Raw genomic sequence first — 15,005 nt, forward strand, 5'->3', positions numbered from 1 at the left:
GACTAAACAAATTTCAGCCGAAGTGTAGTCCGGCTGAAAATAATAAGGCTCTGTTTTTCCTAGATATCTAATGATAGCTTACTTACTGTCATTAGATAGACAAAGCCAAGGTGACTGTTTAGAATTACACATTTTCACATGCTCAGGTGCCCTATGTTTAGTGCTAAAAAGTATACCTCGTTTTTCTCTACACTGACCTTATTAAGTGCTGTTGCTCTAACTATGAATAATGCAACTGCTACAGATATGAAGCAGCAGGGTCAAGTAAAGCAAGTAGATTTACCTAAAAATATCATTATGGTTGTTGCCGATGGCATGGGACCAGCGTACACCTCGGCCTATCGGTATTTTAATGATAATCCAGCAACGGATGAAATAGAGCAAACAGTTTTTGACAGACATTTAAAAGGTCTCGCCAGTACTTACCCGGCACCTGTTTCAGGTTATGTGACCGACTCGGCTGCAGCGGCTACAGCACTAGCAACTGGCATAAAGACCTATAATGGCGCCATTAGTGTTGATATAAATAAAAAACCGTTACTAACGGTACTTGAATGGGCTAAACAACAGGGTAAGAAGACCGGCGTAGTGGTAACTTCGCGTATTAATCATGCCACACCTGCCTCATATTTATCACATAATGAAAGTCGCCGAAACTATGACCAACTGGCAAATAGCTATATCGATAATGGCATCATAGCTGATGTCTACTTTGGTGGTGGCTGGAAAAACTATATTCGCGACGATAGAAATATCGTTAATGAATTTAAACAAGCAGGTTTTCAATACATTGATAGTTACAGCCAGTTAACTGAATTAGTTCACGATAAACCTGTCATCGGCTTATTTTCCGACCTTGGCTTGCCTTGGGCGCTTGATGACAGTAATAAACACCGACTAACACCTTTAACCAAGGCTGCGACTAAGCAACTGAAAAACGAGGCTGGCTTTTTTCTATTAGTTGAAGCTAGCCAAATTGACTGGGGCGGACATGATAATAATATCGCGACTGCCATGCATGAAATGGATGACTTGGCCAAAGTGATGGAATATTTAGAATCATTCGTTGCAGAGAACCCTGATACCTTAGTGGTATTAACCGCGGATCACAGTACTGGTGGCTTGACCTTGGCGGCCAATAAAGACTATCGCTGGAATCCTGAAATATTACGTACCATGCAGCATTCACCAGCAACAATAGCGAAAAATATTGTCGCTAACGACCAGCTAAATCTTCAGGAAATCAATCAGTGGCTAAACTTTGACTTAAACACCCAAGAATTCCAACAAATAATTCAGGTGAACGCTAGTTACCAGCAAGCGACAACACTGCACTTGTTGTTAAGCGCTACAGAAAAAACAGCACAAAAAGCGCCAGAACTTAAAGAATTCTATCGCCAGGAAATTTTGACTATCATTGATAAACGTACCAATACTGGCTGGACCACAACAGGCCATACTGCCATTGATGTGCCAGTATTTGCTTTTGGCAAGCAAAGTGAGCAGTTTAGCGGCCAATTAGACAATACCGATATTGCTAAAAAGATATTTACCTTATTAGGTAAATAAGGTAACTAAATATACATAGCTGACAAATAAGCACGAAATATAGTGTACTTATTTGTCAGTAAGTCTTTATTAAATACGCTTAACTATCAGCTAGAACTTTATTAAATCGTTCAAAACCACTTTCAAGATCACTGATTAAGTCTTCAACATCTTCTAAGCCAATATGGAGGCGAATTAATGGGAACTCGCAATCAAAGCTAGTGGCACTACGAATAGAATTTACATTACTAAAACCCAAAATTAAACTTTCAAAACCGCCCCATGAATAGCCCAGTTTAAAGTGCTCTAAACCATCCAAAAATGCGGTTAATGCGACTTTGTTACCGCAATTAAGTACAAATGAAAACAAGCCATTCGAGCCAGAAAAATCCCGCTTAAAAAACTCATGCCCTGGACAAGACGCAAAAGCGGGATGTAAAATTTTAGCGACTTCTGGTCGTGCCGTTAACCAATGAGCAACGGTAATTGCACTTTGTTGATGTTGCTTTAATCTAACTACTAGGGTACGAATACCACGCAACGCTAGGTATAAGTCATCTGGGGAAGTACACTGACCCATTAAATAACTGTAATCACGAAGTTGCGGCCAATGTTTTTCTACTGCCGTTGCGGTACCCAGCATAACATCAGAGTGACCAACAATATATTTAGTCGCCGCTTGCACGCTAATATCTACACCATAATCAAACGGTTTAAAGTTAATGCCAGCGCCCCAAGTATTATCAAGCATAACAATACAGCCATGTTTATGGGCAACAGCACTGATGCTCGGCACATCCTGTACTTCCATGGTAATTGAGCCGGGAGATTCTAAGAAAACAATACGGGTATTATCTTGGATCAGAGCTTCAATACCAGCACCGATCATAGGATCATAATAGGTGGTACTAACCCCTATTTTAGCTAATATTTTATCACAATAATCCCGGGTAGGCTCATAAGCAGTATCCACCATTAAAATATGATCACCTTGCTGGATAAAAGCTAGGATAGCATTGGTAATAGCAGCAGTACCCGATGGGTATAATGCACAACCAGCACCGCCCTCTAACTCGGTCATGGCCTCACTAAAAGCAAAAGCTGTGGTGGTGCCACGACGGCCATAAACCATGGTTTGATTATGTCGATTGGCAACGGCATGATTCATTTCGGCAACCGTATCAAAAACAACCGTTGATGCCCGGGTAATTGCAGGATTGACCACACCCTTAGTCCATTTTGCGTTTCGTCCAGCTTTTACTATTTTAGTATCATGTTTCATATCAACTTCCATCAAAGGGGCTTAGCTAAGCGCATAAAGATTAATTCCAGCTATCTAGCCATCTAAATAATGATAAAGCATTTATAACCTGATTAAAGCTTACTGACTAGAAATTGTTAATAAAAATTGAAAATAAATGTAATTAAAATAAAAAAACATAGCAGCCATTAAATAATCGTCAAAAAAGACCCAACTGGTCACCAGCAATCGACTCAAAGTCTCGGCCAATAAAGGGTAAAATATCATCTGCTATTGGCTTAAGTTGTTTCTCCACATAAAAATCATAATCAAGTTTACTGTCGTTAAACTCTAAGGGCTGGACCCCCTCTAGCGTAATTACATACCTAATTGTACTCCTATGTTTATATTGTTGCTCCTTGCCCTGCGCTGTTAACTTTTTATTGGCAATCAGTGCCGCTTTAATATGAGGCGGTGTATTAACGTAATCACTGAGCTTTCGTCGAATTTTTTTCTGATAAATCAATTTATTGTCATAGTGGCCATGCTTCAAATTAGCCACTATCATTTTAATATATTCATCAATGGGCTCATCGTTAAACACTAACCGATAAAGCTCTTGTTGGAAGTCTTTGCTTAACTCAGTCCAATCACTTCTCACTGTTTCCAAGCCTTTAAAGATCATCACACCATTAGCAATACCGGCATAACGCTTTTTAGTACCAATATCATTTTGACCTTTGCCGGTATTTTTACTGGCGTTTTTACCGGTATTAAAGCCACGTATTTTAGGCATTAAAAATTGTGTAAAATGGGTTTCAAATTCGATTTCTAATTGGCTAGTGATTTTAAATTCTTGTTGCAGGGTATATTGCCATTTATCATTAATAAATTTTTGTAACTCAAGGCCTATTTGCTTTGCCTGCTGCTTTGATTTATCGGCACCGATATAAACAAAAAGGGAGTCGGTATCACCGTAGATGACTTTATAGCCTTTTGCTGTGATCCAGTGACTGGTTTTCTTTAAGATTTCATGGCTTCGTTTGGTAATAGAGCCCGAAAGTCGGGGATCAAAAAACCGACAACCGCTAGAGCCTAAAACACCATAAAAACTGTTCATAATAATTTTAATGGCTTGTGATAAAGCGGCATTTTTTTGTAATTTAGCTTTATCTCGCTCTAACCACAGGGTCTCGATGATATCAGGTAAAAAGTGCGCGTCTCTGGAAAAATAAGCGCCATCAAAGCCCTTGATAACACGAAGACGGTTATCTTGATGCAAATGCCCGTCCTTTTCTTTCACTGACTTCAGCGCACGAACCTCTTCAAGACCTTCAATTAAGCCCATGGGATCAATTTTAAAGGTGCGTATTATAGATGGATATAACGACTTAAAATCAAGTACCAAAACATTTTCATACAGGCCAGGTATTGAATCCATAACATAGCCACCAGGAGATACTAGACCAGAGTCACCATCCCCCATATTAGGGGCGATATAACCACTGCGATGCAACTTAGGTAAGTAAAGATTGGTAAATGCCGCCACAGAGCCACCTATTCTATCAATGGCTAAACCCGTAAGTTGCGCCCTTAGCTGGGCAAAAGCCAGTAACTGAGTTTTTTCAAAAATAAGCCAAACTAAGCGGCAATCTTCTAAGTTATAAGCGGCCAGTGCTGGTTTGTTATGGTTAAAATTGTCGGTGATCTCTTCTACTCTATTATCAACATCAACCACCTTTTTACCCAAGCCAAGTAGATTATGGGCGACATTATCAAGTGAAAAACTAGCAAAACTATAAGTTGCACTTTTCAACAAATCTATGCCATCAAGGACAACACGACCTGCTATTTCAATAAAATTTTGCTCAGGGTTATTCGCATTTTTACGCCAATTAGGACTACTACCATCACGGCCAATAGCAAACTCAATACCATATAAGTCACAACGTTTTTGTAATAAGATAAAATCAAAATTGATGACATTCCAACCAATAAGAATATCGGCATCAAATACATTCACTGCCACAATAAATTGCTGCAATAGCTGTTTTTCATCTTTTAGCCATTGAATATAATTTTCGCTCGTTGCTTGTGGCTCACCAATCATTAAGACCCGTTTAAATTCATCTTTACTAGCCGAGGTATTAGTATTACAGGCGTACAAACCAATGGAGTATAGCTGCCCTTGCATAGAGCATTCGATATCTATAGAGAGCATAGTAAGGCTAATGTCACTTTGTGCTGTAGCGCGCTTACACCTGGCTTGTGTAATTAATTGGTAACCCTGAGAAGCTTTATCGCTGTCATTACTTTGCTTACCATCAATATAATCACCTAGCCCTTTAGTAATAACATCACTTACATAAGTAATATCTGCAGTAATATGGCGCTCCATTAAGAATCTGTCGTCGGGGCGAATATCATCTTCATAACATTTTATTTGTTTAGCTTTTAAGGCCTCTCTAGCACGATAAAAACTGCGCATAGAGTTAAAATACAGGGCAGCAACCTTTTGCTGAGCAAAGGTTTTTAATGATAATTGTTGAGATTTTGCTAAAGGAATATCTTGGGCAGTCAATATACCTTGAGCAATTTCTAATTGATGATGTTCAACAAAAAAAACAGCGAGTTCATGCTTTATTTGCAGTTTAACTGGGCCAGAGCTACTTTTCAGCCAAAGGGTAACTTGCAAACCACTGGCGCTATCTTGCACTTGGCGGGTAAGTAGAAAGCCGCTATTGATATTGATGTTGTTAAAAGTTGCCATTTTTTGGTATTTTTTTCGTGTGAAGCGCTTAAACCTGTTAATATATACAGCAGTGTAACCGATATCCTGTTTTTTGGAAACTAGTAACAATGTTATCTGATAAGTTAAAACAAGCTATTCGCCAAGCCTATAAAGCCATCGGCGACAACTTAACTCACTTTAATCCTCGTAAACAACAAACTTTACTGATTGCCGAAATAGCGAAAACTCTAGCAGGTGAATACAGTAAAGATAGAAAGATAATTACTATTGAAGCTGGCACAGGTACAGGAAAATCCCTCGCTTATTGCCTAGGCGCAATTCCCCTAGCGCTTGATCGAGATAAAAAGGTTTGTATTTCAACGGCCACTGTCGCCTTACAAGAACAATTAGTCGACAAAGATCTGCCTTTTTTTAAAAAACACTCGGGCTTAAATTTTGAATTTACTTTAGTCAAGGGCAGACAACGCTATGTCTGTCGACAAAAATTAAGCCAAGCGGTGACCACTGGCTTAGATAATGAACCAGCTCAAGTTGGTTTTACTTTTGCAGAAAAGCCCGATGCAAAAGATGTTCGCACACTCAATGCCATGCACAAGGCTCTTGTTGATGGCTCCTGGTTAGGCGATATTGACTCTTGGAAAACCCAGCTACCTCAACATATTTGGCAGCAGGTACAAAGTGATAAACATAGCTGTTTAAAACATTTAGCTGAGCATAGTCACTGTCCTTTTCACAAAGCACGTGAAACCATGGACCAAGCTCATGTTTTAGTGATCAATCATAGTTTATTATTAGCCGATCTTGAGCTCGGTGGCGGTAGAATACTGTCATCACCAGAAGATACCTATTATATCATTGACGAAGCGCACCACCTAGCCAAGGTAACCCGTGATTTTTCCAGTGCCAGTATTAGCCTAAAAGGCTCAATTGAGTGGTTAACTAAACTCGCAGAAACTGGCGATAAAATGGCTAAATTGATTAAGTCACAAAGTGCTATTTCTCCGGCGGCTAAATTAGGCGATGACTGTCAAGATTTACTCATGGAAATGCAAAAAGTAGTTAATTTCATTGACGCTAATGCCAATACTTATTTTCAAGAAAATGATTCATTATCCCAGAATAATAAATTTACTAAAAAATCGCAACATGATGAACAAGTGTATCGATTTGAAAATGGCATCATTCCACAAACATTAAAAACCTGGGCTGAAGATTTACAAGGCTTAAGTAAAAAATCATTAGCCCATTTAAATAAACTCTATAACGGACTTATTGAATCGGTAAAAGATGGCGATACCCAACTGTATTTAGCCGAGCCATTATTGGCTGAAGCTGGCTTTATGTTGCAACGTTTAGACAACTTACAAGCCCTATGGTTTATGTATGCTAAAACCGATAGTGAAAAAGCAGCCCCTATGGCTCGTTGGTTACAGAAACTGACCTCTAAGCGTCATGATTACCTATTAAGCGCATCCCCTATCGAAGTAGGTTTTACCTTAGAAGATATGCTGTGGAGCAAATGTGAAGGTGCCGTATTATGCTCAGCAACCTTACGTGCCTTAAATTCCTTCGACCACTTTCGCTTTCAAGTGGGTTTAAAAAATAATGATGGCAGTCAATATCAACACGTTGACTCCCCTTTTGATTACCAGAATAACGCTAAATTAGTTATCGCTAATATGGAAAATGAAGCCAGCGCACAAGAGTTCACTGATGAATTAATTGCTAAATTACCAAAATACCTTGCCCAAGGAAGTGCCAGCTTGGTGCTATTCTCTTCCTATTGGCAAATGAATAAGGTCGCACAAGCACTCAGGGATGAAAGTGATATTGAAATCATGGTGCAAGGCGAATTATCCCGACAACAAATAATAATACAGCATAAAAAACGTTGCGATAATAACAAAGAAAGTATTATTTTTGGTACACAAAGCTTTTCAGAGGGGCTAGATTTACCTGGAAACTACCTTACTAACTTAATTATCACCAAACTGCCATTTTCGGTGCCAACGTCGCCAGTTGAACAAGCTCAAGCTGAATATATTACCGCTAAAGGTGGTAACCCGTTTATGACCTTATCTGTACCTGATACAGCGAAAAAATTGGTACAAGCTTGTGGTCGTTTATTACGAAATGAAAGAGATAAAGGTATTATAACCTTACTGGATAAACGTGTAGTAACCAAACGCTATGGTAAGCAAATACTCGACTCTTTGCCGCCTTTTAGCCGAGTGTATGAAAGATAATTTAAGCTAATTTTGACTGTTATTTTAATAAACGGTCCTGTACACCGTTAAAGGCTTAAATAAAATTTTAAGCCTTTAACGGGTATTTAATACTCTTTATTACCTCGAGCATATTCTAATGCTTTAGCAAAAGCCTTTGTTGTCGCTCTAATATCGACTTGTTTAGTAAAGTCAATATTCACTCCCGCTTTAACTACCTCTTGGTAAAAATCGGCTATAGCACAACTTTTAACTTGTTGACAAACGATGGCATATTTTAATATTGCTGGCTCATAGGCTTGCAAAGAGGCTTTTTTAAACCAAACCAGCGCTGCAGGTAAACTTTTCCGTACCGCTGTGCCGGTAAGGTACATTTGAGCAAGATTGACTTGACCTTGAGCAAAGCCAAGGTCTGCAGACTCTTGAACCTTCACTAATGCTATTGCTAGTGCTGATTCACTACCGCTTTGAGCAAACTTTAAATACTCTAAGCCAATAAAGTTTTCTTTTTTACCTGGAATAAATACCGAGGTCGATTCAAAATGTGAATCTGGGACAACTACATTACCATCAAGGATATTATTTTCTGGGCGACGAGCTAAAAGGATAGCACCTGAAGCGATCATTCCTTGTAATTCTGCAATCTTATAATTATGACGCTTTTCTTGGAAAAAACTATCAGACCTCAGTAGCGCATAACGTATCGTTTCATTCAACTCATGCTCTTGTGGATAAAAAAAGCTACTAAAGTTAAGCGTGACTACATCGCCGGTAATATCTTTAACTTTCGCCATACGAAATTTTTCCGCGGGGCGAAGGTTATCTTCAATGACTCGGAAATCGATATAATAAAGATCATTCAATTGCGGCGCAGCGACAATTGTTTTTGTTTGCTCGCTTGATAGATAATTTTTATACAAAATACTAACCGCTAGCGCAACTGCAGCAAAAACAACCACAGCGATTATTTTTCTTCTATGCCTGGTCAGCCAAGGATCGGGATCCTTAGTATCTAAAGTATAATGGTAATAGGATTCATCTTGTTTATCTTCCGCGCTTGGAGAATCGGCACTAGCTAATGTTTCTTCAGATTCTGCTTCTGATACAGCCTGTTGCTCAACTGCTGCTTCGGGCAAAACTCCATCTTCCTCATATTGGCGAACTGCTGCTTGTGGCATAACCGCTCCTTATTTTTATTTTCATAATTAATACCATTTGAACATAAATTAAACAAGCGTTAATTTTATATTACTTTGATTTAACATTTGCATGGCTAAACCAGAACCACATCAATATGACACTTAGATGTCCCGTACCCGTGACTTTAATTCACAACGCAAGCATCTGGGTTTATTATATTTAATGCTGAATTTTTACTGATTTTACTGCAATTAAAACAATCGTTTGATTATTGTGCCAAAATAGTTAAAAAAAATCCCCTCTCTTTACTAACTTAGCAGCTATTATTTTGTATTAGCCTAACTTGACTTATCAGGATAAGATGCCTATTACCTCACTTGTCTTATTTACAGTATGCACATGAAAAAAACAATTAAAGTTACCTTATTATCATTACTTGTATTCCCTGGCGTTGGACATTTACTATTAAAAAAATATGCCATAGCCTTAGGGTTTATTGCTAGCTTTTCATACCTACTATTGGGCTTTGTCAATGAGATGTTTACTAAGAGTCAGCAAGTCATTGACAGTATTATGCGAGGAGAGGTTTCTCTTGATGTTGCTGCAATCCGACAAGCATTGATTGACCAAGGCGTATTAGAAAATCCTCAGCTAACAACTATGGGTTATGTCATGTTAGCTATCTGGGGACTTTCCGCTTTTGACGCCTATCGAATTGCAAAAAAAAACAAGCCCGATAATATCAGCGAATAAAACCGGTAAAGTAAAGTTCAACTGTTTTTTGCTTTTTTAAGGTCTCAGTAGCAACAAAAAGGCCAGTTACCACCTCAACTGGCCCTTTTGCAACTAGCTAGCAAGTTTTTATTTAGGTTAAATTTTTGTCTGCATATTACAGCAAGTGATAAACGCTACATGTTCGCATCAACACCCTCTCGCCCAGCGTTAATGTAATCCCTACCATGACTATTATTGTGCCATTGAGACACCTGACAATATGTTACTTTATCTATCGCTTTTTTATTTCGCTATTGCTGGGTATAATTACCTTGTTTCCCTTTTTGAGTATTGTTAATGAATTACCTGCCACTAGAAAGTTTAAAAAATGCTTGGATTTTCAAGCATAAGAGTTTACCTATTGCTGAGTCTGATTTAGCAAAAATAAAACCTATGAGTATTGAACGTGCCAATATAGTATGGGACACCTTTATTTCACGCCAAGTTGATCACCCAGACTTTTTCAAAAAAGGCGATTGGCCCTCCGATAATAGCAACTGGTTAGAGCAAGGAAAATGGGAGGGGCTTTGGGACAGCAATGACCCAGCACTACCTGAGTTAATCGACAATCATCTAGACTGGGATCAAAATACCGTGGTCTACTTCTGTAATTCACGAGATAATGTCATAGAGACAAATTGGTTAATATTCAAACGTTGTTGGAAAAACTTTTTATTTATGGATGATGGCCCTATTTTGCTGGGTAAAAAACGTCAACAAGTCGTGCAATTTACCAGTAATGGCTATTTTAAAGTTGGCCAAAAACCAAATATTTTTTAAGCAGCCTGCTATTCAAATCATCTTTATATTCTAACGGTCCTACTTTGCATAAAAAAAATCGCCATAAACAAGGTTATAATTTTACGGTTTTAGTTAAAAAACATCCTGAATTATCACCTTTTATTATAAAGAATAAATATAATAATCAAGATACCATCGATTTTGCTAATCCATTGGCAATTAAATCACTTAATTTAGCTTTATTAAAAAGTGACTATCATATTAGCTTCTGGGATATACCAGATGGTTACCTATGTCCCGCTGTCCCAGGAAGAGTTGACTATATTCACCACCTCAATGACTTACTCGCGACAACGCCAACAACACGCTTAGTTGATAAGAAACCTGTTAAAGTGCTCGATATAGGCACAGGAGCAAGTTGCATTTACCCTATTTTAGGGCAAAGAGTATACGGCTGGCATTTTGTCGCCTCTGATATTGACCCCATTTCAATCAAGGTGGCAAAACAGATAATATCAGCTGATAAAACACTCAACCAAGCGATTAGCTGTCGTTTACAACCCAATAGCAATCATATCTTTAATGGCATTATCGCTGAAGATGACTTTTATCATCTAACCCTATGTAACCCGCCATTTCATCGTTCTTTAGCTGAAGCAAGTCAGGGCACTAAGCGAAAATGGCGAAATTTGAATAAAGCTAACACCCCCTCAAAAAAGCACACAGAAAAACTAAATTTTGGCGGACAAAAAGCTGAACTATGGTGTCCAGGTGGTGAATTAGCCTTTATTGATAAAATGATTAAGGAAAGTAAAAATTATCAGCAACAGGTACTTTGGTTTACCTGTTTAGTCTCGAAAAAAGAACACCTGTCAAAACTCAAGCTCTATTTAAAAAAAGCGCAAGTAAAACAAATCAAAGTGATTAAAATGGATCAAGGGCAAAAGATCAGTCGCTTTATTGCTTGGAGTTTTTATGATATTAGTTAACCTAATAAGACACTTATACCACTTTTATTAAGTTTGTGATCTTGTTGTGCATAGGGAAAATAAATCAGGGCAAGACGCTCGATTGAGCAATAGCGAGCTATTGGGATTGAGAGCAACGCTGACATGGCGTATTTTAACCCGCACAAGTGAGCGATAATTAAATGAAATTGGTATTACTCTGTACTTAAGCCAAACGACTAAAAGCGCTTGCTCTTTCGAGATTACTTTTAGCGCAATAATTTTAATTATAGCCGAGGCAGAGCAACGGAACGCTAGTGGACTAGTTCCAGTTACGAGTTTCAGCTGCAATAGCGTGGTTAAATTTAAAATATACGGCCATTTAGGGGCATTCTAGCCCCCTAAGCATTTTCTTTATCTGTACTAGCAAGACCACCCGTAACCAACTCTCCCAAGCAAAATAACAGCCATTGCCCTGGCGCCATTTTATGCCAGGTTTCATCACCGGTGAGCGGTTTTGTCGCAATAACAGTGACAATATCATTACTGGTGGTTTCTTTTTTAAAATCGACCGCCATTTCTGCATCAATAAGACTTGCTTGACCAAAGGGAGCTTTACGAGTGAGCCAATGTAAGTTAGTAGAGCAATACACGAACATGTATTCACCATCAGTAATAATAATATTGGCAACGCCAAGCTTATCAAGTTTTGCCGTAAGTGCAGCGATAAAGCCAAATAATGTTTTAGCCTCTACCTGTTTAGCACCAAACTCTAAGTGTAATTGATCAAGTATCCAACAAAAAGCATGTTCACTATCCGTGGTACCAACGGGTAAATGAAAGTGAATTGGCAGCTCACTATTAAAGTCTTTTAACTGACCATTATGTGCATAAGTCCAATTTCTCCCCCACATCTGGCGAACAAACGGGTGGGTATTTTCAAGACATACAGCGCCAGAATTAGCTTGTCTGATATGGCAAACTACCGCTTCACTCTTCATCGGGTATTTAGTAACCAGCTCGGCGATAGGCGAATGTGCACTAGGCATGGGATCTTTAAAGCTTCGACACCCCTTGCCTTCATAAAAAGTGACTCCCCAACCATCACTGTGCGGCCCAGTATTACCACCACGCTGCATTAAACCACTAAAACTAAAACAGATATCTGTTGGCACATTGGCACTCATTGCTAGGAGTTCACACATAAATAAAATATCCCTTATTAATCAAATGTATACATAGAACTTAAATCAACTATCACGCCAACAGAGGCCTTATATAAAATAAAAAGCTAAACGGATCAAAAATCCGTTTAGCTTTTATTAATATTAATCTGTAATTGGCTTTAAGTCACTAGATAACTTAACGGCACTGGCGTTCTGGCTAGTGAAAACAGCGGTTTTTTGTGTGGGGCCCGTGAGGTACTTAAGGTAAGCGCTACTTCACCGACTAAATCAATCAAATCAAGCAACACTTTCACCACATTTAAACCATCACTGCCAAGCCATACCTTTACCGCCCTGCACTTTTACTAGCACTGCCGATTTCACTTGAATCTGCTTTAAGCTTTCAAGGGGCATGTTGTCTGTGCTTTTATTTTTACTACCAAGTAATAAGTAATCTAAAGCAACTATAGCGGTTTTTAACCTATCAATAACTTTAATGCGCCCATTAAATCAGATCAAAAAATGAAAATTGAGCTAGGCTACACAGTTCCTGATGCAACACAGTCTTTAGGGATCAGATCAAATTTACTTTATGGCTGGAAACAACAGTTTAAAGAAAAACAAGTGGGTGATATTTAAAGTGGTGACGAACGCAGTCAGTTGATAAAACTCCGTAAATAAGGCTTTGAGGTTGGCCGAGATAAAGTTATTCGTTTGAGGAATAAACTTGGTTTACACGTTAAACAGCGCATTGCTTATAAAATAACAACGATGCACAAGCATAGCCATAGTGTTGCAGACAATATAGTCGACCAGAAATTCAACCCAAAACAAGTAAATAAAATTTTGGCTGGCGAGGTGACGTATCTCAGAACGGGGCAAGGCTGGATGTACTTAGTGATTGTTATGGATTTATACTCTTGCCGTAATATCGGTTGGTCAATCCATAAGCAAATGGCCGTTGGCTTGATATTTCACAGTGAACGAGGCTCTCAATATACTAGCCATCGATTTGGGCAGCAACTGAAGATGAATAATATTACCGCTTCTATCGGTGGTCGTGGTGCTTGTTTGGATAATGCAGTTGTTGAACGATTCTTTGATGATTTTAAAAACCAATGGCTGTTAAATATTTATCATTTAACACGCAGTGGTATGAAAGAAGGTGTTGAAGATTATACCCAGATGCAAGTTTCCTGCATCTTGAAGTGGCTTGGGTACTGACGAATCCCCACGAAATATATCGATAAAAATATATGCCTAGGGGATCGTCCTTCAGGACTAATTGTGATCAAAGTGACAGCATCCGTTTTTGTAGTTGGTATATGAAGACCACTACCGCCATGATTTAGGAGTTACAGTTTTACCTCCCTTTTTTGTAGTGATTTTTTGATCAATACTTTAAATTTTAGTAATATTTACACTGGATAATTCTATTATCCATTGAATCCTTAAAATTTAAAGTTAATAAAAAAAACAGTTAATAATTTACAGGTTTTATCAGAAACCTTCAATTATTAACTGTAAAAAACCAGTACATCAAACCTGGTACACTTTAAAAACAAATACAACAGGGGAAATATAACGCATTGTTACGAATTAAAACATTACAGGGCATTACGCGCTATTGAATGAAGTGGTAATATCGTGTTAAGGCTCTCTATGTTATTGCATTTATTATGCTTTTTATTTATTATCTTTTCCATTAAAAATGGCTGTCCACGTATTTAGGGCTGCGTTTTTCATTTATGTAGTTATATCTATCATGGTGAATCGCTGATACGTTCGATTTAGCATGCTCGTTAACATCTTCACTGTGGGGCCATATATGCCCTGCTTGGTCTCTCATCAATGCCAGTTTCATGATTATTTCTTTACCCAGCGGTGAAATTGGCTCCAGGTGTTCACCACTTTTTATAATTTTAATGCTGTCTTTTGGTTTGGTAAAAATTTGTTTCTCTACATCAAACTCGCTTAATTTACTGTAATACCAATTTCACTAAGTTATTGCCCACTTGTGCTGGTTGAAATGCCCCCAAGACTACGTTGCTCTCAATCCCAATAGCCAGCTATTGGTCAATCGAACTCCTTATGCTGAAATATTTTTACTGAGCACAACAAGATCATAAACTTAATGAGAATGGTATAATACAATTCACAAACACCTTGGCCACTAAATACTTAAGCGGCTTTAACATAGAGTTGTGACATTTTGGCTAAATCGTTTGCGTGCCAAGCCTTATAAAGTTCTTCTATCGTTAACCCACGTTCACCGGCATTTTTAGGTATATCAAAACTAATATCTAGAATGGGGGTTATTTGTTAAGCCATAACGATTTTATTTTTTGAATTGCTCCGGATAATTATAAAATTCGATGGAAAATTTACACATATACCCAAGCCTGTTGTTTAGCGCCACGGTTGTAAACGGGATAACATTACTAGTGCATGAATTGTTAGTGCGTTTGATTG

Annotated in this window: 9 protein-coding genes and 1 pseudogene; 6 read left to right on the forward strand and 4 right to left on the reverse strand. The window is 38.3% G+C overall.

Annotated features, from left to right (window positions below):
* Nucleotides 1-222: 222 nt before the first annotated feature.
* Nucleotides 223-1,569 (forward strand): alkaline phosphatase, encoded by a 1,347-nt coding sequence (locus ASU03_RS09910; RefSeq protein WP_057832228.1) that lies wholly within the window; start codon nt 223-225, stop codon nt 1,567-1,569.
* A gap of 79 nt (nt 1,570-1,648) precedes the next feature.
* Here ASU03_RS09910 and ASU03_RS09915 read toward each other — a convergent pair whose 3' ends face one another.
* Together ASU03_RS09915 and ASU03_RS09920 are read right to left on the reverse strand one after the other, a co-directional pair.
* A complete protein-coding gene (locus ASU03_RS09915; protein ID WP_082627270.1) occupies nt 1,649-2,830 on the reverse strand; it encodes a cystathionine beta-lyase in 1,182 nt (393 codons plus the stop codon).
* 178 nt (nt 2,831-3,008) lie between these two features.
* Nucleotides 3,009-5,558, reverse strand: a complete 2,550-nt coding sequence (locus tag ASU03_RS09920) for a DNA polymerase II (protein WP_082627271.1) — start codon at nt 5,556-5,558, stop codon at nt 3,009-3,011.
* A gap of 89 nt (nt 5,559-5,647) precedes the next feature.
* Here ASU03_RS09920 and dinG point away from each other — a divergent pair, with 89 nt between their 5' ends.
* Nucleotides 5,648-7,786 carry an ATP-dependent DNA helicase DinG gene (gene dinG, locus ASU03_RS09925; protein WP_057831692.1) on the forward strand — a complete coding sequence of 713 codons (2,139 nt, stop codon included), beginning with the start codon at nt 5,648-5,650 and terminating at the stop codon, nt 7,784-7,786.
* 86 nt (nt 7,787-7,872) lie between these two features.
* Here dinG and ASU03_RS09930 read toward each other — a convergent pair whose 3' ends face one another.
* The gene (locus ASU03_RS09930; RefSeq protein ID WP_057831693.1) at nt 7,873-8,943 is read right to left on the reverse strand and encodes an SEL1-like repeat protein; all 1,071 of its coding nucleotides are present in this window, start codon (nt 8,941-8,943) and stop codon (nt 7,873-7,875) included.
* A 361-nt stretch (nt 8,944-9,304) separates the two neighbouring features.
* Between ASU03_RS09930 and ASU03_RS09935 the strand changes: the two genes are divergently transcribed.
* The 3 genes from ASU03_RS09935 (at nt 9,305) to rlmF (ending at nt 11,409) form a co-directional block, all read left to right on the forward strand.
* Nucleotides 9,305-9,658 (forward strand): hypothetical protein, encoded by a 354-nt coding sequence (locus ASU03_RS09935; RefSeq protein WP_057832230.1) that lies wholly within the window; start codon nt 9,305-9,307, stop codon nt 9,656-9,658.
* A gap of 318 nt (nt 9,659-9,976) precedes the next feature.
* Nucleotides 9,977-10,459 carry a DUF2947 domain-containing protein gene (locus ASU03_RS09940; protein ID WP_057831694.1) on the forward strand — a complete coding sequence of 161 codons (483 nt, stop codon included), beginning with the start codon at nt 9,977-9,979 and terminating at the stop codon, nt 10,457-10,459.
* 44 nt (nt 10,460-10,503) lie between these two features.
* A complete protein-coding gene (rlmF, locus tag ASU03_RS09945; protein ID WP_057831695.1) occupies nt 10,504-11,409 on the forward strand; it encodes a 23S rRNA (adenine(1618)-N(6))-methyltransferase RlmF in 906 nt (301 codons plus the stop codon).
* A 359-nt stretch (nt 11,410-11,768) separates the two neighbouring features.
* Here the strand turns inward: rlmF and ASU03_RS09950 are convergent, their stop codons facing one another.
* Complete coding sequence (locus tag ASU03_RS09950; protein ID WP_057831696.1) at nt 11,769-12,572, reverse strand: class II glutamine amidotransferase; 804 nt, start codon at nt 12,570-12,572, stop codon at nt 11,769-11,771.
* Between the two features lie 642 nt (nt 12,573-13,214).
* Here ASU03_RS09950 and ASU03_RS22090 point away from each other — a divergent pair.
* A pseudogene (locus tag ASU03_RS22090) lies at nt 13,215-13,712 on the forward strand (IS3 family transposase); the annotation flags it as partial.
* Between the last annotated feature and the right edge of the window lie 1,293 nt (nt 13,713-15,005).

The sequence above is a fragment of the Colwellia sp. TT2012 genome, assembly GCF_001440345.1.
In the GTDB taxonomy this organism is placed as follows: Bacteria; Pseudomonadota; Gammaproteobacteria; order Enterobacterales; family Alteromonadaceae; genus Colwellia.